The sequence below is a fragment of the Arthrobacter sp. ISL-28 genome (assembly GCF_018613875.1).
Classification (GTDB): Bacteria; Actinomycetota; Actinomycetes; order Actinomycetales; family Micrococcaceae; genus Arthrobacter.
In genome coordinates, this window is record NZ_JAGGPJ010000019.1 from 1 (window position 1) to 19,882 (window position 19,882).

General features: G+C 65.2%; 22 protein-coding genes and 2 pseudogenes. 14 read left to right on the forward strand and 10 right to left on the reverse strand.

What is annotated here, in order from left to right; translation table 11 throughout:
• The first annotated feature begins 266 nt into the window (after nt 1–266).
• The 3 genes and pseudogenes from J7E80_RS14940 to J7E80_RS14950 all read left to right on the forward strand — a co-directional run bounded on the left by J7E80_RS14940 (nt 267) and on the right by J7E80_RS14950 (nt 2,949).
• Nucleotides 267–1,465 (forward strand): annotated as a pseudogene (locus tag J7E80_RS14940) (aldehyde dehydrogenase family protein).
• A gap of 12 nt (nt 1,466–1,477) precedes the next feature.
• Entirely contained in the window at nt 1,478–2,200 is a 723-nt protein-coding gene (locus J7E80_RS14945; protein WP_251036924.1) for a GntR family transcriptional regulator, read from the forward strand.
• A 98-nt stretch (nt 2,201–2,298) separates the two neighbouring features.
• A complete protein-coding gene (locus J7E80_RS14950; protein ID WP_215052879.1) occupies nt 2,299–2,949 on the forward strand; it encodes a GntR family transcriptional regulator in 651 nt (216 codons plus the stop codon).
• A 124-nt stretch (nt 2,950–3,073) separates the two neighbouring features.
• Here the strand turns inward: J7E80_RS14950 and J7E80_RS14955 are convergent, their stop codons facing one another.
• Nucleotides 3,074–3,274 carry a hypothetical protein gene (locus J7E80_RS14955; RefSeq protein ID WP_215052896.1) on the reverse strand — a complete coding sequence of 67 codons (201 nt, stop codon included), beginning with the start codon at nt 3,272–3,274 and terminating at the stop codon, nt 3,074–3,076.
• A 165-nt stretch (nt 3,275–3,439) separates the two neighbouring features.
• Between J7E80_RS14955 and J7E80_RS14960 the strand changes: the two genes are divergently transcribed.
• The 4 genes from J7E80_RS14960 (at nt 3,440) to J7E80_RS14975 (ending at nt 7,243) form a co-directional block, all read left to right on the forward strand.
• The gene (locus tag J7E80_RS14960; RefSeq protein ID WP_215052898.1) at nt 3,440–3,949 is read left to right on the forward strand and encodes a universal stress protein; all 510 of its coding nucleotides are present in this window, start codon (nt 3,440–3,442) and stop codon (nt 3,947–3,949) included.
• A 276-nt stretch (nt 3,950–4,225) separates the two neighbouring features.
• Entirely contained in the window at nt 4,226–4,570 is a 345-nt protein-coding gene (locus tag J7E80_RS14965; RefSeq protein ID WP_215052900.1) for a metal-sensitive transcriptional regulator, read from the forward strand.
• 60 nt (nt 4,571–4,630) lie between these two features.
• Nucleotides 4,631–4,861, forward strand: a complete 231-nt coding sequence (locus J7E80_RS14970; protein WP_215052902.1) for a heavy-metal-associated domain-containing protein — start codon at nt 4,631–4,633, stop codon at nt 4,859–4,861.
• A gap of 42 nt (nt 4,862–4,903) precedes the next feature.
• Entirely contained in the window at nt 4,904–7,243 is a 2,340-nt protein-coding gene (locus tag J7E80_RS14975) for a cation-translocating P-type ATPase (RefSeq protein WP_215052904.1), read from the forward strand.
• A gap of 14 nt (nt 7,244–7,257) precedes the next feature.
• Here the strand turns inward: J7E80_RS14975 and J7E80_RS14980 are convergent, their stop codons facing one another.
• On the reverse strand, nt 7,258–7,530 hold the full coding sequence (locus J7E80_RS14980; protein ID WP_215052905.1) for a DUF2277 domain-containing protein: 273 nt from the start codon (nt 7,528–7,530) through the stop codon (nt 7,258–7,260).
• A 212-nt stretch (nt 7,531–7,742) separates the two neighbouring features.
• On the opposite strand from J7E80_RS14980, the gene J7E80_RS14985 reads away from it, so the two are divergent.
• The gene (locus J7E80_RS14985; RefSeq protein WP_215052907.1) at nt 7,743–8,006 is read left to right on the forward strand and encodes a hypothetical protein; all 264 of its coding nucleotides are present in this window, start codon (nt 7,743–7,745) and stop codon (nt 8,004–8,006) included.
• A 139-nt stretch (nt 8,007–8,145) separates the two neighbouring features.
• Here J7E80_RS14985 and J7E80_RS14990 read toward each other — a convergent pair whose 3' ends face one another.
• A complete protein-coding gene (locus J7E80_RS14990; RefSeq protein ID WP_215053030.1) occupies nt 8,146–9,207 on the reverse strand; it encodes a DMT family transporter in 1,062 nt (353 codons plus the stop codon).
• Nucleotides 9,208–9,304: 97 nt separating this feature from the next.
• Between J7E80_RS14990 and J7E80_RS14995 the strand changes: the two genes are divergently transcribed.
• Complete coding sequence (locus J7E80_RS14995) at nt 9,305–9,850, forward strand: ABATE domain-containing protein (protein WP_215052909.1); 546 nt, start codon at nt 9,305–9,307, stop codon at nt 9,848–9,850.
• A gap of 18 nt (nt 9,851–9,868) precedes the next feature.
• Here the strand turns inward: J7E80_RS14995 and J7E80_RS15000 are convergent, their stop codons facing one another.
• The 3 genes from J7E80_RS15000 to J7E80_RS15010 all read right to left on the reverse strand — a co-directional run bounded on the left by J7E80_RS15000 (nt 9,869) and on the right by J7E80_RS15010 (nt 12,366).
• Complete coding sequence (locus J7E80_RS15000) at nt 9,869–10,255, reverse strand: hypothetical protein (RefSeq protein WP_311380848.1); 387 nt, start codon at nt 10,253–10,255, stop codon at nt 9,869–9,871.
• Nucleotides 10,256–10,336: 81 nt separating this feature from the next.
• Nucleotides 10,337–10,933 (reverse strand): hypothetical protein, encoded by a 597-nt coding sequence (locus tag J7E80_RS15005; protein ID WP_215052914.1) that lies wholly within the window; start codon nt 10,931–10,933, stop codon nt 10,337–10,339.
• A gap of 80 nt (nt 10,934–11,013) precedes the next feature.
• A complete protein-coding gene (locus J7E80_RS15010; RefSeq protein WP_215052916.1) occupies nt 11,014–12,366 on the reverse strand; it encodes an MATE family efflux transporter in 1,353 nt (450 codons plus the stop codon).
• Between the two features lie 65 nt (nt 12,367–12,431).
• Here J7E80_RS15010 and J7E80_RS15015 point away from each other — a divergent pair.
• From J7E80_RS15015 to J7E80_RS15025, 3 genes and pseudogenes are all read left to right on the forward strand, one after another.
• Nucleotides 12,432–13,015, forward strand: a pseudogene (locus tag J7E80_RS15015) (antibiotic biosynthesis monooxygenase).
• A 135-nt stretch (nt 13,016–13,150) separates the two neighbouring features.
• Nucleotides 13,151–13,585, forward strand: coding sequence for a DoxX family protein (locus J7E80_RS15020; RefSeq protein WP_215052918.1), 435 nt, complete (start codon nt 13,151–13,153; stop codon nt 13,583–13,585).
• Nucleotides 13,586–13,731: 146 nt separating this feature from the next.
• Nucleotides 13,732–14,703 (forward strand): acyl-CoA thioesterase, encoded by a 972-nt coding sequence (locus J7E80_RS15025; protein ID WP_215052920.1) that lies wholly within the window; start codon nt 13,732–13,734, stop codon nt 14,701–14,703.
• A gap of 15 nt (nt 14,704–14,718) precedes the next feature.
• On the opposite strand, the gene dnaB is transcribed toward J7E80_RS15025, so the two are convergent.
• Nucleotides 14,719–16,098 (reverse strand): replicative DNA helicase, encoded by a 1,380-nt coding sequence (gene dnaB / locus J7E80_RS15030; protein ID WP_215052922.1) that lies wholly within the window; start codon nt 16,096–16,098, stop codon nt 14,719–14,721.
• 711 nt (nt 16,099–16,809) lie between these two features.
• On the opposite strand from dnaB, the gene J7E80_RS15035 reads away from it, so the two are divergent.
• Together J7E80_RS15035 and J7E80_RS15040 are read left to right on the forward strand one after the other, a co-directional pair.
• A complete protein-coding gene (locus J7E80_RS15035) occupies nt 16,810–17,277 on the forward strand; it encodes a hypothetical protein (protein ID WP_215052924.1) in 468 nt (155 codons plus the stop codon).
• Between the two features lie 4 nt (nt 17,278–17,281).
• A complete protein-coding gene (locus J7E80_RS15040) occupies nt 17,282–17,857 on the forward strand; it encodes a hypothetical protein (protein WP_215052926.1) in 576 nt (191 codons plus the stop codon).
• 25 nt (nt 17,858–17,882) lie between these two features.
• On the opposite strand, the gene J7E80_RS15045 is transcribed toward J7E80_RS15040, so the two are convergent.
• The 3 genes from J7E80_RS15045 to J7E80_RS15055 form a co-directional block, all read right to left on the reverse strand.
• Nucleotides 17,883–18,233, reverse strand: coding sequence for a zf-TFIIB domain-containing protein (locus J7E80_RS15045; protein ID WP_311380849.1), 351 nt, complete (start codon nt 18,231–18,233; stop codon nt 17,883–17,885).
• 60 nt (nt 18,234–18,293) lie between these two features.
• Entirely contained in the window at nt 18,294–18,920 is a 627-nt protein-coding gene (locus J7E80_RS15050; RefSeq protein WP_215052930.1) for an FMN reductase, read from the reverse strand.
• 87 nt (nt 18,921–19,007) lie between these two features.
• Complete coding sequence (locus tag J7E80_RS15055) at nt 19,008–19,868, reverse strand: PhzF family phenazine biosynthesis protein (RefSeq protein WP_215052932.1); 861 nt, start codon at nt 19,866–19,868, stop codon at nt 19,008–19,010.
• Nucleotides 19,869–19,882: the final 14 nt, after the last annotated feature.

The following is a 19,882-nucleotide window of genomic DNA, read 5'->3' on the forward strand; positions in this document are numbered from 1 at the left end:
CTCCTTGGCCGGTTCAGCGAAGGCAGCAGGATCTACTGCGCCACCGGCTTCTCCGGCGGCGGCTTCAAAAATGCCACAGGCTACGGTCAGATCGCCGCGCACGAAGCCCTCGGCAAACAGACCATAGAGGGCCTGGACTTCGTACGCCCGGAACGGTTTAAGACGAACTAGATGTCAGAAGAAAGTATGAAGCCATGGCCGCTCAGTCCTCTCCTCAAGCAAGCTACTCCGGCAAAGTTCCCTTCAAACCACTCTGAAAGCGTGCCATGAGTCTCTCATTTGATCCGACCACTCTTCATACTGACTTGTTCATCGACGGTGCCTGGCGGAAGGCCGCCGATGGTGCCACGTTCTCGGTGGAGAACCCGGCCACCCATGAGATCATCGCCCACGTCGCCGACGGCGGGCCCGAAGACGCCGCGCTGGCCATCGAGGCCGCCGGCCGCGCCCAGGCGGAGTGGGGCAAGTCCACACCCGCCAGCGGGCGGACATCCTGCGGCGCGCCTTCGAACTGGTCATCGCCAACACCGACCGGCTCGCCGCCATCATGACCGCCGAGATGGGCAAGCCCCTGGCCGAGGCAAAGGGCGAAGTGGCCTACGGCGCCGAAATGCTCCGCTGGTTCTCCGAAGAGGCCGTCCGCATCGGCGGCGACCACACCACCTCCGTGGACGGCAACACCCGGATCATGATCACCAAGGAACCGGTCGGTCCCTGCGTGCTGGTCACCCCGTGGAACTTCCCGCTGGCCATGGGCGCCCGCAAGATCGCCCCCGCCGTCGCGGCAGGCTGCACCATGGTCTTCAAGCCCGCCGAGCTGACACCGCTGACCTCCCTCGCCCTGGTGCAGATCTTCAGCGAGGCCGGCCTTCCCGACGGCGTCCTGAACGTCGTCACCACCGCCAGCGCCGCGCCCGTGGTGGAGAACTGGACCAGCAGCGGCATCGCCCGGAAAATCAGCTTCACCGGCTCCACCGAGGTCGGCAAGATCCTGCTGCGCCAGGCCGCCGACAACGTCATGCGCTCCTCGATGGAACTGGGCGGAAACGCCCCGTTCATCGTCCTGGCCGACGCCAACATCGAAAAAGCCGTCGATGGCGCCATGAAAGCCAAAATGCGGAACATGGGAGAGGCCTGCACCGCCGCGAACCGCTTCTTCGTGCACCGGTCAGTGGTGCAGGAATTCAGCGAGAAATTCGCCAAAAAGATTTCCGAACTGCAGGTAGGCTACGGCGCACTGGCGGGGATCGACGTCATGGTCGGCTACGTATTCACGGAGAGCATGGACAAAGCCATGCGGGTCTCCGCGGAACTGGAGGTCGGGATGCTCGGGCTGAACACCGGACTGGTTTCCAACCCGGCGGCACCCTTTGGCGGCGTCAAGCAGTCCGGGCTGGGACGCGAAGGCGGCAAGGCAGGCATCGAAGAATTTCTTGAGTACAAGTACACCGCAATAGCAATCTAGAAAATATGCAGCATGCCGAAGCGTGAGATGAGTGCGATGTCAATGGCGGCACCAGAAGGACTCTTTGTACTGGAGGGAAGGCCCACACCTCAGCTGATCGCCGATCACCTGCGGGAACAAATCGCCCAAGGGTCCATCCGGCCCGGGCAACAGATCAACGAATCACTCCTGGCGCGCCAATTCAACACATCCAGAGGTCCTCTTCGGGAAGCACTGCAGCGCTTGTGCCAGGAAGGGATCCTCATCAGCCGGCGCAACTACGGAGTGTTCGTGATGGAGCTTGAAAAACTTGACCTTAAAGAGATCTACGAGGTTCGTGAGTCCTTCGAATCCGCCGCCGCCAGCAGGCTGCTGGACGGCAGCCCGAAGCAGATCAAAGACACCTGCCACATGCTGAAGGAAATTGTGGGCGAAATGGCGAAGCAAGTGGCAGCGTCCGACTGGCAGACCATTGCACGGCTTGATATGCAGTTCCACTCAGCCCTCGTGGCCGGTATGGGAAATTCTCGTTTTATCCGTATCTACAAGACACTGGCCGCCGAATCAAGAATGTGTATCCTCGACCTGGAAGTCTCCTACCCAAGGGTGGACGATCTGGTAGAGGAACACCAAAACATCCTCGATCTGTTGGAAGCAGGCGACAGGAATGGACTCCTCAACGCCATCAAGCGGCACGCGCAAAAAGCCGTGGAGGACCTCACCGCAGCACAGCAGGACAAGCAAATCCGTGCCTGAAGACTTCTCCTAGCCGCAGCCCCAACATGCCAGGAGACCAGGCCCCCGTAACACATCCGGCGCCTGTATAATCGACAATCGACAGAGGAGGCGGCGCTATGGACCGCAAGTTCAAGTGGCAAGAACAGCGGTCGACGACGCCGGACGGCGTCTACCGCGTGCTGCGTACAGCCATCCTGGACGGAACTGTGCCTCCGGGCGGACAGCTGCGCGAGACGCACATTGCTGCGGATCTCGGGATCAGTCGGTCCCCGCTACGTGAGGCGCTGACCAAGCTTGAGGAGGAGGGGCTGGTCGTGAAGATCCCCTTCCGGGGATCGTTCGTTGTGGAGGTGAGTGCTCGCGACATCGCCGAGATCGCAGCGATCCGCGTACTTGTGGAGCCTTACGCTGCTGAGCTCTCGGCCGCAACGTTGCGGGGACCTGAGCGGCTTCGGCTGAAGCAAACCATCGAGGAACTTTACAGGGCCACGGACACCAAAGATATCCCGGCCAGCATTGACGCTCACCTTCGCTTCCACCGGCTCTTCTACGAATTTTCGGGCAACGCCGCCCTGCAAAGTCTTTGGAACGGTTGGGAGAACAAGCTGCGTCTCTACCTCGCGGTTGACCATCCTACTTACAGCGATCTGCATGACATTGCCGTTGAGCACGAGCGATTGGCTGCGCTTGCTTTGGAGGGTGACATCGAAGGTTTCCGCCAGGAGATGGTCAGTCAATTCCAGAATGCGCTCCGAGCCCAACTCTAAATCAGACCTGTGCACGGCCGGTGAGCATGGGCTACGGTCCCCGCACCTAGCCGGGCGATGGACGCATAGTCATGTCCGCCCCTCGGAGGGTCCGGGGAACGTGTTTGCAGGGCGGAGTACGCCGTCAGTCCACGAATTCCGACTGTGTCTCGATAAAATCCCAGTCGGCGTCTGCCAGGACGATTTGCGGGGTGTCCGGATGCGGCCCCCCGGCTTCGGCGATTCCCTGCATGACAAAGAGCGGAAGTTCCTCAGCCCGGAGATTTTCCCGGAGCCACTCCTTGCTCTTCAGGTCCAGATCAAGCCACCACATGTAAATTTGCATGTCCCGCCGCCTCTCTACGACTCAACGCTATGCGTGCAGCACCTCGGATACAAGGGAAAATCACGGCGTTCGTTTCCGGCCCATGAGGCTGGCCAAACTGCCGTCAGCCGGTAAACGCCCAGCTGAAAGGCTGGTCAATGCCCGTACGGGGGTACAGAATGAAGCATGCCTTCAGAGCACTCCAGCGGCCCGGCTCCCCTGCTTGTCGGCGTAGTTCCCGGCCAGCATCCCGAAGTCATGGAGACGGCCGCCACCCTGGCCCAGCAGCTCGCGGTCCCGCTCGTCTGTGCATTCGTTGATGAGGCCAGCTATCTCGTGGAATGGGACCCGGAGCGTTCGGCCCACCGCCTCTCGCTGCATCCGGACAAGGACGATGATGACATCCGGTCCGTGACGGAAGACCTGAAATCCAGCATCGCCGCCGCACTCCGGGCCGGGCCGCCCATTGAGTGGACGCTGCGTACGCTGGCCGGCGACCCTGCCCGGGCACTCGGAAGACTCGCCGCCGAGGTGGACGCCCCCATGATCATCGTGGGGACGCCCGAGCGTGGGTTTACGCACCGGCTTACGGAAATGCTGAACGGGTCCGTTGCCGCCTGGCTCACCCACCACCAGAGCCGCCCCGTGCTGGTGGTGCCATACAGGATGCCTGCCCACCAGGACCAGCCGGACTAGGGCAGGTGCAGCGTGAGAACCCGCCGAATCCGGGCTTCCGAAAGTAAAGCGAAAGTAGTTATTCGAGGTGGTGGCGAACTCCATTACCGGCACGTAAGCTATTTATCGCGGGCTGATCCAGAGCCCGCCCCAAAGACGGCTCCGGAGTGCGTATCCCCCAATAACGCACTCCGGAGCTTTTTTGTGTCCACATGACTTTTCACCGGGCCAGCACGGACCGGTTGCCTGGGAAGACGAGTCGTTGACTGATACCCCCCAGGGGTATATGTTGAATGTATGGACACTCCTGAAGCCCCTCCCCAGGCAGTGAATGACGACTCACCGCCCCAGCACGGCTACACCGCCGACAAAGACGCCTACCTCCGGCGGCTGCGCCGGATTGAGGGCCAGGTGCGGGGAATCGCGCGCATGGTGGAGGAAGACAAGTACTGCATCGACATCCTGACCCAGGTCTCGGCCGTCACCAAGGCCCTGCACGCCGTCAGCCTTGGCCTCGTGGAGGAACACATCGGCCACTGTGTGATCGGAGCAGCCGCCGAGCCGGACCCGGATCTCCGTGCAGAAGCCATCGACATCAAAGTGAAGGAAGCCGCAGACGCCATCGGTCGCCTGCTGCGGTAACGGCACAACCACCAATCACAACAGCTGACCTACCCGTCAGCGAGACAAGAGGAGCCAGCAATGAGCACCATCTCCACCACCGTCCACGTTTCCGGCATGACCTGCGGGCATTGCGTCTCGGCTGTCAGCGAAGAGCTGGAATCGCTCGCCGGCGTCGAGGAGATTGACATCGACCTCAATGCAGGCGGCGTCTCCACGGTCACCATTACCTCCACCCAGGAGCTCTCGCCGTCCGAAATCGGCGAAGCCGTGGCCGAGGCCGGCTACCTGGTCGTCGCCAACGAGGCTTAAGCCCCACTTTTATCACCGACGCACAACCGATCTGGAGCCGAGATGAGCACCGAACAACTGCCCCGCCACTCCGAGAACAGGGTGATCGAACTCGAAATCGAGGGCATGACGTGCGCATCCTGCGTCAACCGGGTGGAAAAGAAGCTCGGCAAGCTCGACGGCGTGCAGGCCTTGGTCAATCTCCCCTTGGAATCTGCCCACGTCACAGTTCCCGCCGGCATCACGGACCAGCAGATTACAGACCAGGTCGCGTCGGCAGGCTACAAGGCCAGAATCAAACCGCCGCAGCATGAGCCAGCCCGGGCCCCGGCTCGGGAAACGGAAGAACACGGCGGATCGGCAGAGCACGCCGATCACGTGGCGCACGGCGGCACCGCCCAGGCACTCAAGCCCCGCCTGATCGTCGCCGCGATGCTGACCCTCCCGGTCTTCCTCATCTCGATGCTCCCGGCCTTCCAGTTCCCGAACTGGGGCTGGGTTGCCGCTGCCGTGGCGTTGCCGGTGGTCAGTTGGGCCGCGTGGCCGTTCCACCGCGCGGCCGCCATCAATGCGCGGCACTTGGCATCCACCATGGACACGCTCGTGTCCCTGGGCGTCATCGCCGCCTATGCCTTCTCCGTCGGCCAACTCCTCGCAGATCCGAGGTTGACTCAACACCCCGGCATGGAGCAGATGGAGGGTTCCGGGGGGCTGTACTTCGAGGTCGCCGCCGTCGTCACGACCTTCCTGTTGCTGGGCCGATTCCTCGAAGCGAACGCCAAGGCCAAGGCCGGGGATGCCCTCAAGGCGCTGCTCAATCTCGGGGCCAAGGACGCTACGGTGCTGGTCAACGGCGCCGAAGTGAAGATCCCGGCCGATCAGCTGGCAGTGGGCGACGTCATCGTGGTGCGCCCCGGCGAGAAAATCGCCACGGACGGCATCGTAACCAGCGGCAGTTCCGCCGTCGACGCCTCCCTGGTGACCGGAGAATCGGTCCCCGTTGAAGTGGGCCCCGGCAGCCCCGTCACCGGCGCCACCATTAATGCCTCCGGGCGGCTGCTGGTCCGTGCCATCCGCGTGGGCGCGGAAACAACGCTGGCCCAGATGGGCCGGCTGGTGGCCCAGGCCCAGACCGGCAAGGCACCGATCGCGCGGCTCGCGGACCGCATCAGCGCAGTTTTCGTGCCCATCGTCCTGGCTGTCGCCGTCCTCACGTTCGCCGCCTGGCTGCTGATTGCCGGCCCGGGCGTCACCGGATCCGAGCTGCGTTCCGCATTCACGGCGGCGGTAGCCGTCCTCGTGATCGCATGCCCCTGCGCCCTGGGACTGGCCACTCCGGTCGGGCTGCTGGCCGGCACGGGCCGCGGCGCCCAGCTGGGCATCCTCATCCGGGGCCCGCAGGTGCTGGAGGACACCCGCACCGTGGACACGATTCTGCTGGACAAAACCGGCACCGTCACGAGCGGGCAGCTCGCTGTCGAGAGCACTGCCGCCTTCCCGCCGTTCAGCGAGGCGGATGTCCTGCGGCTCGCCGGTGCGGTGGAAGCCGCCTCAGAGCACCCGATCGCCCACGCCATCGCCGCTGCCGCCCGGGCGGGGCACCCGGCCATGAGCCCCCGGACGGACGACGGCGGCGGCCTCCCCGCCGTCGTCGACTTCCGGTCCGCACCCGGCGGCGGAGTGGTGGGCACCGTGGAGGGGCGTCCTGTGATCGCCGGCCGGACCAGCTGGCTCGAGGACAACGGCGTTGCCCTGGAACCCGTACACCACAGCGCCCTGCGCTCCGCGGAGGACTCGGGGAGCACGGCCATCTGGGTCGGTGTGGACGGCGAGGCCGCGGGCATCATTTGCCTCCGGGACACGGTCAAGCCAGGCTCTGCGGAAGCGATCAGCCGGCTGAAGCGGCTGGGTTTGCGGCCCATCCTGCTGACCGGTGACAACGGTGCGGTGGCCGCGCAGGTGGCTGCCGCCGTCGGAATCCCCGCGGAGGATGTGTTCGCGGGCGTGCTGCCCGAGGGCAAGGTGGATGCAGTCCGCCGGCTGCAGGCCGGGGGCGGCACGGTGGCCATGGCTGGCGACGGCGTGAACGATGCCCCGGCTCTGGCACAGGCCGATCTGGGCATCGCGATGGGCTCCGGCACAGACGTTGCCATCGAGGCGGCGGACCTGACCGTCATGGGGAACGACCTCGGTCAGGTGGCAACCGCGATCGAGCTGTCCCGCCGCACGCTGGCCACCATCAAGAGCAACCTTTTCTGGGCGTTCTTCTACAATGCCGTGGGCATCCCGGTGGCCGCGCTCGGCCTGCTCAATCCGATGATCGCGGGCGTAGCCATGGCGGCGAGCTCCGTGCTGGTGGTCACCAATTCGCTGAGGCTGCGCGGCTTCGGCAGCTCAAAGTAGTCAGTGCCGGCGAATCAGGCCGTGCCGAAACGGATTGCCGCCCTGGCCTTAGCCTTCGCAGCTTCCTCGGCCCGGTCCTTCGCTGGTCCGTGCGCCACCAGGGAGTCGAGCAGGTGTTGGGTGGCGTGCGCCACCTCGTGCACGGCACGTTCGAAGGCCTCCTCGTTGGCCTTGGAGGGCTTGGTGCTGCCGCTGATCTTGCGCACGTACTGCAGCGCAGCGGCGTGGACCTCCTCCGACGTGGCATGCGGTTCGTAGTTGTGAAGGGTATGGATATTCCGGCACATATCCCCATGCTAGGCTCTGGACCGCCTGGGATCGACCCTCCGGACATGCTTCAGGAGGGGCGCCGCGCCCATGGGGAGGACTGCATGGGGAGCGGTGCCCATCGACACTGTTTTGTGTTCGAGGATAGCTTTGAGGCAATGGATCTTCCGGACGAGCCGGAGGCCGCTGGGGAGCCGACTGGATCGGGTCCGTTGATTGAAGGAGATAAAGAATGGCCATTTGGGGTGCAGACATTGCCCAGCTGAAGAACCTGGGCACCAAGCTTCAGGCGGGTTCGTCTGAAATCGAAAAGCAGAAGTCCATGCTGACCAAGATCCTGCAGGGCACCGACTGGAAGGGTCCGGACGCGGACAAGTTCCGCAGCGAATGGAACGGCCAGCACGCCGCCGCCCTTGCCAAGGTTGCACAGGCGCTCGAAGAGGCAGGCAAGCAGGCTTCCCGCAACGCCACCCAGCAGGAAGAAGCTTCCCGCTAGGGCATGGTTCGTAGAGAGGGCCGGACGCAGTTGCGTCCGGCCCTCTCGGCGTTTAGGGATCCTTTCTAGGAATTCCGGCGTTCAAACAATCCACGCGTGGAGAGTCCCGGCGCGTCCGGCGCCGTGCTTCTCCCGAGCCTTAGGGGACGGGCTCTACGTCGTTAGCGTGGTCGAGCGGTGCGGCCGCCCGGGTCTTCGCTTCCCTCGGCCAGCGGAATCCCCGCAGTTCGTCCAGCCGGACCAGCACCACGCCGCCCACGATGAGCGCCCCGCCGAGCAGCTGGATGAGGCCGGGCAGTTCACCCAGCAGTAGCCACGCCCAGATCACGGCGAACAACACTTCGGTCAGCGACACGAAGGAGGCCACCTTGGAGCCCAGGGCGCGCGCCGCCCTGATGCCCGCAACGTAGGCCAGAACGGTGGCAAGCACCACGAGCCCGCCCAGCGAAACCCACCACGGCGTGGTCCATGGTCCCAGTCTGGTGTCGGCCGTGCTGAAGGCCATGGGCAGGAGTCCCATGGCGGCGGCAAGCCACATTACGGCAGCGCCCACGAGGAGGCCGCCGGAGGCGAGGACCATCGGCGGAAGGGTGTCGTTTTCCTTGGCCGTGATGACGAAGTACGTGGCCAGGCAGACGGCGGCCGCCAGCCCCCAGAGCACGCCCACGAAGTCGATCTTCACGGCACCGGTCAGGTCCAGCACCAGCACGAGGCCGCCGAGCGACAGCAGTGTTCCCGCGACGGTGAGGGGCTGTGGGCGTTTCCTGCTGGCCGCCCAGAGCCACAGCACGATGAGCACCGGGGCGAGGTACTCCAGCAGCAGCGCCACACCCACGGACAGCCGGGAAACGGCGTTGAAGTAGAACAGCTGGCAGGCCGCCACGCCGATCAGGCCGAACAGCACGATGGTCAGCCAGTTCTCCCGCAACTGGTGCCAGCGCCCGCGGAGCGCCGGAAGGGCAGGGACTGCCAGGATCAGTGCGGCAGCAGTCAGCCGGGCAGTGACAGCGGCGCCCGGGGTCCAGCCCGTTTCCAGAAGCGCCTTGGCGAAGGAACCCGAAAGGCCGAAAACAGCGGAGGAAAAGAGTGCGATGCCCAGACCCGAAGCGATGAAGCCACGGGCAGGGGCAGCTGCGTGCGTCGACGCGGACGCGGTGGCGGCTGCCGCCCGGGAAGTGGAGGGCCGCGCCTGGTGGGTCATCTTGGTGCGGTTGCTGGGTGCAGGCACGACTGCCTCCTGTCAGGAGTAAAGTGGGGTATTGGTCATGACACTACGCCCGGGACTGTAAGGAGTCAAGATGGTTTTTGCCCCTGACACGGAGGTCGCGCTGCGCACTGCGGTAAACCTCATCAACAGTGCCGCCAACGGGGAGGAGAAGCTGGCCACTCCAGAGGACCTGGACCGGTTCCTCGAGCAGGAAGGCTTCAGCGGATCACGGACGAGGGACGCCGACGAGCTGGCCAGCGTGCATGCCCTGCGCACGGAGCTTGCCAGGCTATGGACTGCCGATGAGGACGCGGCCGTTGAAGGCGTCAACCGCCTGCTGCGCGAGGCCCAAGCCCTCCCCCAGCTCCTCAAGCATGACCACTGGGACTGGCATCTTCACGCCACCACCCGCGAGGCCCCGCTGGCACATCGAATGGGCACGGAGGCAGCCATGGCGCTGGCAGACGTGATCCGCAGCAAGGAAATGGACCGCATGCTCGTGTGCGCAGCAGACGACTGCGACGCCGTGCTGCTGGATCTCAGCAGAAACCGCTCCAAGAGGTACTGCGACACCGGAAACTGCGCCAACCGCGCGCATGTGGCGGCCTATCGCGCACGCCGTGCTAGCGGGGAGTAGGCCTTACACGGCCGGCTGTTAGGGGGCTTCGCCGTCAGGGTTTGACACGTCGGGGTTTGACCCGTCCACGGAGCCGGGGGCTGTTGGCGGGGTCTGCTCGCTGCGGCCGCCGTGGCCATGCGAAGGCCTCTTGGCTGAGCTGAGGTTGACGCCGGATCCCTTGCCCAGGTGCGCAGCATTGTCCTTGTAGCTCATGGATAACATGGCCGCGACGACGAGCGTGACGATGAAGGCGATGCCTGCAGCGGTAAAGGCGAGGTCAAACCGCGGCGTTCGGGCGCTCCCGCCGGACGCGAAGACCAGAACCGAGAAGAACGCGAGCACGGCCCAGAACGCGGAGAACATCAGCGGTCCCTTAACCGAGGTCCGCAGATTGCGCGGTTCTCCTGGTTTCTGGTTTGCCACGGCGTGTCCTCCCATGCGGGCGGCAACGATCAGCCGACCCGATTTGATGTGATTGTTCTACAAGGAGTAGAACCCTGTCTTCTAGTTTACGGCCTTCGCGGTGGCCGTCTGCGCATCATGCCTGAGCGAGAGGCCGGCGAGGATCCAGAGCACGCCGGAGACGATGGCACCCCCGCCGGCGACCCCGAGCAGGGCATGCGGGCCCAGCGGCACGAAGAAGGGCAGGGCGGCAGCCGTCCCGAGTCCGATGACGCCTGAGGCGAGCCAGTCCCGGGCGAGGACATGGCCGCCCCTGAAACGCAGTCCGAAGTACAGCTCAGCGGCGCCAAGGAGCCCGATTCCGAGCGCGGCAATGACGGCAAACACGAGGCTGCCGTGCAGGACCATCAGGGTGACGCCCGCGCCGGTCAGGATGGATGCTGCAGCAGCCATACTCCTGCCGGGAGATACTTCGCGGCCAAGACCCGCCAGGGGCATGCCCCAGAAAAGCACCGTGCCGGTGGCCAGAAGGTACAGACCGCCGGCAATGCCCATCCCCTCCTCCGACGGAGCCGCCCAGAATACGGTCACGGCGCCGAACACCAGCGCGGCCAGCGCGCGGAGCAGGACAGGTTTCCACAGCTCCGCGTGGGGGGCACTGGCGGACGCCGGTTCGGCAGGGTTCACAGGGGAAGTCACCGCTCCAGTTTAGTGCGGCCGCGCGTGACGGCGAATCCGCCGCCCAAGGGGTCCCTGTCGCGGGCTGACGGGGACCGGGTTCAGGAGCCGAGCACCATCCAGCGGTCCGTCCTTGCCCGGAGGCCGAGGGTTACCGCGCGGGCCAGCATGTAGCCCAGCGAAAAGGCGGCCCAGACCCACACGAGCGCCGCCCCTCCATCGGCGCCGACAAGCGGGACAGCCAGCAGCAACGGCAGGTAGACGGCAAGACAGATGACGCCGGCAATCGCCAGGTATTTCGCGTCGCCGGCGCCGATCAGCACACCGTCCAGGACGAACACGTAACCCGCGATCGGCTGTCCGGCGGCCAGCATCCACAGGGCGAACGTCAGCACAGACTGGACACCGGCGTCGGAGGTGAAGAGCGCTCCGGTATAGGGAGCCGCTGCCGCGAGGAGCACTCCAGTCACGACGCCCAAGCCTGTTCCCCAGCGGATCATGGTGCTGGTCAGAGACCGCGCCTTCGCGGAATTGGAAGCACCCAGTTCCTTGCCGATAAGGGCCTGCGCCGCGATCGCCAAGGCATCCAGCGCGAAGGCGAGGAAAGTGAACATGCTCATTGCCAGCTGGTGGGCCGCAAGGTTTACGGCACCCTGGCCCGTGACCACCAGCACGGTGGCCAGGATGGCGACCCGCAGGCTGAGCGTCCGCAGCATCAGCCACGAGCCAACCCTGGTCATGGCCCGGATACCGGACCAGTCGGGCAGAAGGGAAACGCCGTGCCGCCGGGCGTTGCGCTGCACCATCACCAGGTACACCGCGGCCATGGCCCACTGCGCGATGCTGGTGCCCACTGCAGATCCGGTCACGGACCATCCCAGCCCGTAAACCAGCACAAGGTTCAGCACGATGTTTACCGTGAAGCCGGCGGTCGCCACCACGAGCGGAGTGCGCGTGTCCTGAAGCCCCCGCAACACGCCTGTTCCGGCAAAGATCAGCAGCATGGCCACCAGCCCCGGCATGGACCACCGGAGGTAGTCCACCGCGAACTGCCGGAGGTCGCCGCCGGCGCCCATGAGGCCGACCAGGGGTTCGGCCGCAACAAAGCCAGCCGCGGCCAGCACGATCCCGAGAAGCAGGGCGAGCCACACGCCGTCGCGTCCGGCGGCAAGGGCCCTGGCAAACTGGCCGTCACCCACCGCCCGAGCCACCGCAGGGGTGGTGGAGTAGGCAAGGAAGACCATCAGGCCAACCGCCGTGTGCAGCACCGCGGATGCCAGTCCGACGCCGGCCAGCTGCGCCACGCCGAGGTGTCCCACGATGGCAGAATCCGCCAGCAGGAAGAGCGGCTCGGCGATCAGCGCGCCGAACGCGGGCACGGCGAGGCGCAGGATTTCGCGGGCATGGCCGGCAGGTTTAACGGCCGGAACTGCGGCGGCAGGTGAATCAGGCACGGATTTAGCCTAGCCGCCTCCCGGCCGTGCGGTCCCATACTGGGGCGGGCGGGGCTGCCGGTAGGATTCCTGCAGTGTCCCTGACTGACTCCCTCCCCCAGCCCGTAACCGTCTCCGTTGCCCGCACCGTGCTCCCCGGCCGCACCCGCCAGGCCAGCGCCTGGGCCCACGCCGGCCAGGAACTAGCCCGGGAATGGCCCGGCTACCTCGGATCCGGATGGGTCCGCTCGTCCGCCGATTCGGATGAATGGCACATGCTGTACCGCTTTGCCGATGCCGGCCTCCTCAACGACTGGGAACAGTCCGAGGAGCGGCAGTGGTGGATCGACAGCGCCTCGGGCCTCGTGGAGGTCACGCGGGTAGAGCGCCGCACCGGGATTGAGGGCTGGTTCGCCCAGCCGGGCGATGTCCGCCTCGCGGTCCCGGAAACCGTGGTGCCTCCGCGGTGGAAGCAGATGGTCAGCATCTTCCTGCCGTTTTTCCCCTCAGCCTGCTGGCCAACTTCCTGCTGCACCCGCTCACCCAGGACTGGCCGCTTGTCCTCCAGGTGCTGCTGGCCACCTGCCTCCTGACGCCGCTCATGACGTACATCTTCCTTCCCGCCACCACCCGCTTGCTGGGTCCCTGGCTCAGGAAAAAGCGCGGCTAGGGCCTTCGGAGCGTGCAAACCGTCACAATTAGTTGACTGTTCAACCAAATCGGGAGACAGTGGAAGGGAACCAACAGCGGCGGCCCCGGTCGTCCCGCCCATAAATCCCACGCAACCACGAACGGTGAAATTTCCATGAACCAGTCCGCCCTGACCACCACCGCACTGACCATCCTGCGCGTCATCGTGGGATTCCTCTTCGCAGCCCACGGCTGGCAGAAGTTCAACCAGTTCACCATCGCCGGCACCCAGGCAGCCTTCTCCAAGATGGGTGTTCCTGCCGCCGAGGCCGCGGCGCCCATCGTGGCCACGCTTGAACTGGTGGGTGGCATCGCGCTGATCCTCGGTGTGCTGGCCCGCGTATTCGCAGTCCTTCTCGCCCTCAACATGCTTGGCGCCCTCTTCCTCGTTCACGCCCCCGCCGGCGTCTTCGCCGAAACCGGCGGCTTTGAGCTGGTGCTCCTGCTCGCCGCTGCAGCCCTGGCCGTGGCGCTCACCGGAGCGGGCCGCCTCTCCGTGGACGGTGCCCTCTTCGGCCGCAGCGGCACGAAACTGCGCGTCCTCGCCTAGCCTTCCCGGCAAACACCAGCCCAATGAACGACGGCGGCTGCGCACCTCGGTGCGCAGCCGCCGCATTCGTTGGGCTTATGCCGGACGGGGCAGCATTTGTGTCAGGCCGACCTCCTGGTAGCCCAGCGCATCAGTAAACTCACAGCATGAGCGAGATTGCCGCCAATTCAGTGACCCTCCGCTTCCTCGCGGCCCCCACCGACGTCGGCCACAGCGGCTCCGTAGACGCCGGAACCGTTCTGGAGTGGGTGGACAAGGCCGCCTATGCCGCCGCCGTCGGCTGGGCGAAGTCCTATTGCGTCACGGCTTATGTGGGCAACATCCACTTTGCTGACCCGGTGAACAGCGGGGACATGGTGGAAGTCACGGCCACCATCGTTTACACGGGCCGCTCCTCGATGCACATCCGCACCGTGGTGTCCTCGGGCGATCCCAAGGGTGGTCCTGCCACCATGCGGAGCCAGTGCATGGTGATCTTCGTGGCCGTGGGTGAGGACGGCAGACCTATCCCGGTCCAGCAGTTCGAGCCAGCCACCGCAGAAGAGCTGGAACAGCGCGACCATGCCCTGGCCCGGATCAAGATCCGGGAACAGATTGTGGAAGCCATGAACGCACAGGAATATACAGACGCGGGTACGGCGGAGCGTGTTGTCCTGCGGTTCATGGCCGCGCCCACGGACGTGAACTGGGGCGGGAAAGTCCACGGCGGCATCGTCATGAAGTGGATCGACGAGGCGGCGTACGTCTGTTCCTCGCGGTACTGCGGAAAGGACACAGTGGCCGTATTCTCGGGCGGCGTGCGGTTCTACCGGCCGCTGCTGATCGGCCATGTGGTGGAGGTGGAGGCCAGGCTGGTCTACACCGGCACCAAAGGCATGCACATCGCGGTCCATGTCCGCTCGGGCGACCCCAAGAGCCGCGAGCTTAACCTGACCACCTACTGCCTTACGGTGATGGTGGCCCGGGATGCCGAGGGCAACTCGGTTCCGATTCCCCAATGGGTCCCCGTGTCGGACGAGGACAAACGGCTCCATGCGCATGCCCGCCACCTCTTGGAGATCCGTGCAGCCGCCCCGGGGAACCGGCTGCCGAACCACCTGCTGCGGCAAGGGGCGTAGTCAATACTGCCGGGCTTAGAACCCGCCGCCGGCGTCTGCTGCCATGTTGGCGAAGCGGGAATAGTGGCCCTGAAAGGCAACCACAATGTCCTTGGTGGGGCCGTTACGGTGCTTGGCGATAAGGATGTCCGCCTCCCCGGCACGCGGCGACTCCTTGTCGTAAACGTCCTCGCGGTGCAGCAGGATGACCATGTCGGCGTCCTGCTCGATGGATCCGGATTCACGGAGGTCCGAAACCATGGGGCGCTTGTCCTGGCGCTGCTCGGACCCACGGTTGAGCTGGGACAGGGCAATGACCGGCACCTGGAGCTCCTTGGCCAGTAGCTTGAGGGCACGGGAGAACTCGGAGACTTCCTGCTGGCGCGACTCCACCTTCTTGCCGGAACTCATGAGCTGCAGGTAGTCGAGGATCACGAGCTTGAGGTCATGCTGCTGTTTCAGGCGGCGGCATTTGGCACGGATTTCCATCAGCGACATGTTCGGGCTGTCGTCGATGAACAGCGGGGCATCATTCATCCGGCCCATGGTGGTGGCAATCTTGGACCACTGCTCGTCCTTGATCGTGCCTTTGCGGAGGTCCTGAAGGCCGATCGTGGCCTCGGCTGACAAGAGACGCATGGCGATCTCGTTCCGGCCCATTTCGAGCGAGAACATGACAGTGGCCAGGTTGTTCTTGATGGCGGCGGAGCGGGCGAAGTCGAGGGCAAAGGTGGACTTACCCACGGCGGGGCGCGCGGCAATGACGATCATCTGGCCGGGGTGGAGGCCGTGGGTCAGCTCGTCCAGCTCGTAGAACCCGGTGGGAACGCCCACCATACCTTCACCGCGGTGGCCGGACGCCTCGATCTCGTCGACGGTGGACTCCATGACGTCCTTGAGGACGACGTAATCCTCTGCGGTCCGACGCTCAGCGACGGCGTAGACCTCTGCCTGGGCCTGGTTGACGAGGTCTTCGACTTCGCCGTCCTGGCCGTAGCCCAGCTGGACAATCTTTGTGCCGGCGTTGACCAGCCGCCTCAGGACGGCGCGTTCGGCTACGATTTCGGCGTAGTAGCCCGCGTTGGCCGCCGTGGGGACGGTCTGGATGAGCTCGTGCAGGTAGGCCGGGCCGCCGATCCTGTTGATTTCGCCGCGCTTGGTCAGCTCGTCGGAAACCGTCACCGCATCCGCGGGTTCACCGCGGCCGTAGAGGTCGATGACCGCCTCGTAGATGGTCTCGTGGGCCGGACGGTAGAAGTCCTGGCCCCGAAGGATTTCCACGACGTCCGCGATGGCGTCCTTGGAAAGCATCATGCCGCCCAGGACGGACTGTTCGGCCGGAATGTCCTGCGGAGGTTTGCGGCTGGCTTCGGATCCGCGGGTGCCCTCGATTGAGTCCAGGTGCGTAACTGACAAGGTGCCGTCCTCCATAGTGTCCGCAGGCCCCTGAACGGAGTCTGCGGCAAATCTGCCGTGTGCCGCCCGAGTGTGCATTCCACGGGAACCGTTGCGCCGACTACTGGAACTTCTACCAGCCGGCCCTGACAATTTCCGCCGGATGCCGTAAACCCCGGGGCCGACACTTTATCCACAGCTTTTCCACAGGGCAGCACAGATCAGCCGAAGCCCGGAAATCGTGGGCCCCGACCCGGGTGGCTGTCGTGGATCGCATGTCCTGATTCGGTGTCTCCGCTACGTTAGCGCCCGCCGGGCAACGCACAAAGCCCGACGTTTTGCACCTCTGTGGATAACCTGTGCACAATCCATCCCTGCTTGTGCACAGTCTGTGGGGGAAGGTGTGGATATTAAATTTCTTTCTGCCAGAAGTAGCCTCTGACCTGCGGAAACGCTGATTTATGCCTGTGGACTGAAAATAGTTTTCTTGAACCTTCATCCACAGGCAGAAGTGGGCGACTGGGGATACTGGCCGGTAGCTAACCTGTCAAATGCCCCAAATATGCATGGAATGTGATCAACCTCGCGCGCCAGGCCGCGTGCCGCCGGACGGCTGCTCCGTCTTCTGTGGTGCAGGAGCGGTACAAGGGCCAGCACAGGGACGTTCACGGCGCCCATATGCACAACTTTGCATATGCTGTGGATAACGCGTATCTGGCCTAAGCTCTATTTATGGGCGACGTTCTGATACTCATACTGCCTGTCCTCCTGCTCGCGGCAGTCCTTTGGGCCCTCTCCACGGCACTGAAGCCCCGCAACACCGGCATGTCGGAGGCAGAACGGTACCAAAAGGATCTTGCACGGCGCTCACAGGCCCATTACGCTGCCCAGGTCCAGGCCGCCACCGCTGCACGTGCACGCATTGACGCGGCCACCCGCCCCAGCCAGAACGAACAGCAGCAGACCCAGCAGCAGGACCATGCCCGGGCAGCCCTCCTGGCCCAGCCAGGGTCAGGCCCGCCCGCGGGTCACCACGGCTACCCGGGCGCGGTGTTGCCCGGGGGCCAGCTGGACCCGCAGCTGGCCTTCCAGCTTCAGTCAATGGTGCGCAGCGGGCATAAGATTCAGGCCATCAAGCTCCTGCGCCAGGCAACCCATTCCGACCTTTTGACCGCCAAGCAATATGTAGATCGGCTGTAGAACCATGGAATCGCTCGTGATCCCCCTCCTGATCCTCGTTGCCGTCGCCGTCGCCCTGGCCCTGGCCGCACGCGCCTGGACCCGCCGGCAGCAGGCTCCACGCGGCCCGGCCCAGCCCCCGCCGGAATCCGCGGAACTGGCGAGGGAGGCTGCCGCCAAGCTTTCTGAGGACGAACACCGGAGGCTTTATGCGCTGATCGCGCAGGGCCAGGCAATGGCCGCCATCAAGCTTTACTACGAGGTGTCCGGCCTCGGCCTTCGGGCCTCACGGGACGCAGTGGCCGCTCTGGCTGCCCATCCGCAGCCGTTCCGGTCCCCGCCCGAGGAACCCAGCGAGCCGGACCCCGACGACGAAACCCCGCAGCGGTTCCCCTACCGGTACCGCGCCATAGCGAGCAAGGGCGATGTCACGCGGGAAGTCAGCAGCAACATGCTGAACGACGAGATTTACGGACGTATCCGGACTCTGGCGAAGAGCGGCAACATCGAGGCCGCCGCCACCGCCCTCACCAGGCACTCGGACATCACTATGAAGCAGGCCCGTGAATTCATCGCGCTGCTCGACGACTCGGGCGCCTGAACCCGCACAGAGGCCGGGGTCCCGGTCAGAAGTCGAACAGGTCACCCAGCCAGCCTTCCTTTTTCTTGGGCCGCCGGTTGCGGTCGTAGTCCCGGTCATAGCCCTTGCCGTAGCTGCGGTCGTCATAGCGGGGCCCATCGTAGCCGGGCTGTTCCCTCCGCGGCTGGTGGTTCTGGTACAGGGGCGGCGGGATCATGCCGGGAGCAGGCGGGGCGGGCGGCGGAGGCACTGCGGGTACGGCTCCCCCCAGTGAGTCGGCCACGCGGTCGAGAATCTTATCCAGCTCGCCGCGGTCAAGCCACACACCGCGGCACTGGGGACAGTAGTCAATCTCCACCCCGCTGCGTTCGCTCATGATCAGGTCAACGGAATCCACAGGACATTTCATGTCGGGCACAACGTGCGGGTGCGGCGATTAGTTCGCCGGCCCGTTCCGCTACTGCCCCGCGGAGATCCCGGCCAGCAGCTGTTCGAAGGGCAGGGATTCCAGGGGCGCCTGCTTCGTGCCGGGCTGCACGCCTTCGAGTAGGCGGGCGAATTCGCCCGCTGCCCGGTCGATCCGAGCCGAAAGGGGAGTGCCGCCGTCGTCCGTGTTTCCCCAGTCCTGCGGGCCGGCGAAGACGGCCGTCGGAGCCACGCGGGTCCGCAGGTAACTGAACAGGGGCCGCATGGCGTATTCAAGCACCATCTGGTGGCGGTCGGTTCCGCCGGTGGCACCCAGCAGCGCAGCCTTGCCGTCCAGCGACTTGGGGTCCAGCACGTCAATGAAGGACTTGAAGAGCCCGCTGTACGAGGCGCTGAAGACCGGGGTGACGGCGATGATGCCGTCCGATGCCTCCACGCCGGCGATGACCTCGGCGAGGCGCGGGGCCGCATATCCGGTGACGAAATTGTTGGCGATCTCCACGGCCAGCTCGCGGAGTTCCACCACATCCAGGGTCACGTCGTACCCGGATGCCGCCAGTTGCTGCTGGGCGGCGCTGGCCAGCTGGTCGGCCAGCAGCCGGCTCGACGACGGCACGCCCAGGCCGGCGGACAGAACGGTTATGCGGCGGGTTTCCATGGTGGTCTCCTCAGGGTCGACTGCCTTCGATAGTACATGCGTTTGCATCTACTCCCTCAACCGGGCCGTCCCGGCATTTATTCCAGGTCAGAGGTCCACGTTGCCGCGGATGCCGGTCACGGCGCTTCCGCCCACCCAGACATCGTCACCCTCGGAGTCAATATGGACGCGGCCGTTCCGTCCCAGCACGGTGCCCTGTGAGGCAAGGTACGACGCCGATGCCCGTCCGGTGCGGATCAGCCATTGCGCCGCGCCCGCATTGAAACTTCCCGTAACGGGATCCTCCGCCGCGGCGTCGCCGGGAATGAACGTGCGGACCTCGAAGTCGGCGGCGGCTCCTTCAGGGTACGGTCCTATGACACCCACAGTGAGTCCCGCCATGGCGGCATAGTCGGGCCTGACGGCCAGGACCTGTTCGGCGGACCCCAGCAGCACGCCGATCCACTGGGGGCCGTTGACGAGCCAGGAGGCATCCAGCAGCGCCTCGCGCGGCAGTCCGAGGCCTGCCGCGATCCTCAGCAGATCCGGCTCATCCACCGGCCCTGAGCGCGTCAGGGGCGGAGCAGCGAAAGCCAGCCTGACGCCGTCGTGCTTGACCCGCACCAGGCCGGCACCGCATTCCTGCACGAGCACACCTTCCTGCCGGGGATGGCCGCCCGCCTGCAGCCAGGCGTGGGCGGAACCGAGCGTAGGGTGGCCTGCGAACGGGAGTTCCTCGCTGCCGGTAAAGATGCGGACTCGGTAATCCGCCCCGGGCTGCGTAGGCGGCAGCAGGAACGTGGTTTCCGAAAGGTTGGTCCAGTTAGCGAACCGCTGCATCTGTTCCCCGGTGAGGCCTTCGGCATCGACCACGACGGCGAGCGGATTTCCGCGGTACGGCTCGCGGGTGAAGACATCCACCTGGGTAAAGGGACGGCGGCGGGCTGCTGGAGGGGATTCCTGGGTCACTGCTGCAGGCTACC

Coding starts and splice junctions, on each gene's coding strand:
- J7E80_RS14945 (WP_251036924.1), top strand. CDS start 1,478: ATGCCGAAGCGTGAGATGAGTGCGATGTCAATGGCGGCACCAGAAGGA.
- J7E80_RS14950 (WP_215052879.1), top strand. CDS start 2,299: ATGGACCGCAAGTTCAAGTGGCAAGAACAGCGGTCGACGACGCCGGAC.
- J7E80_RS14955 (WP_215052896.1), bottom strand. CDS start 3,274: ATGCAAATTTACATGTGGTGGCTTGATCTGGACCTGAAGAGCAAGGAG.
- J7E80_RS14960 (WP_215052898.1), top strand. CDS start 3,440: ATGCCTTCAGAGCACTCCAGCGGCCCGGCTCCCCTGCTTGTCGGCGTA.
- J7E80_RS14965 (WP_215052900.1), top strand. CDS start 4,226: ATGGACACTCCTGAAGCCCCTCCCCAGGCAGTGAATGACGACTCACCG.
- J7E80_RS14970 (WP_215052902.1), top strand. CDS start 4,631: ATGAGCACCATCTCCACCACCGTCCACGTTTCCGGCATGACCTGCGGG.
- J7E80_RS14975 (WP_215052904.1), top strand. CDS start 4,904: ATGAGCACCGAACAACTGCCCCGCCACTCCGAGAACAGGGTGATCGAA.
- J7E80_RS14980 (WP_215052905.1), bottom strand. CDS start 7,530: ATGTGCCGGAATATCCATACCCTTCACAACTACGAACCGCATGCCACG.
- J7E80_RS14985 (WP_215052907.1), top strand. CDS start 7,743: ATGGCCATTTGGGGTGCAGACATTGCCCAGCTGAAGAACCTGGGCACC.
- J7E80_RS14990 (WP_215053030.1), bottom strand. CDS start 9,207: ATGACCCACCAGGCGCGGCCCTCCACTTCCCGGGCGGCAGCCGCCACC.
- J7E80_RS14995 (WP_215052909.1), top strand. CDS start 9,305: ATGGTTTTTGCCCCTGACACGGAGGTCGCGCTGCGCACTGCGGTAAAC.
- J7E80_RS15020 (WP_215052918.1), top strand. CDS start 13,151: ATGAACCAGTCCGCCCTGACCACCACCGCACTGACCATCCTGCGCGTC.
- J7E80_RS15025 (WP_215052920.1), top strand. CDS start 13,732: ATGAGCGAGATTGCCGCCAATTCAGTGACCCTCCGCTTCCTCGCGGCC.
- J7E80_RS15035 (WP_215052924.1), top strand. CDS start 16,810: ATGGGCGACGTTCTGATACTCATACTGCCTGTCCTCCTGCTCGCGGCA.
- J7E80_RS15040 (WP_215052926.1), top strand. CDS start 17,282: ATGGAATCGCTCGTGATCCCCCTCCTGATCCTCGTTGCCGTCGCCGTC.
- J7E80_RS15050 (WP_215052930.1), bottom strand. CDS start 18,920: ATGGAAACCCGCCGCATAACCGTTCTGTCCGCCGGCCTGGGCGTGCCG.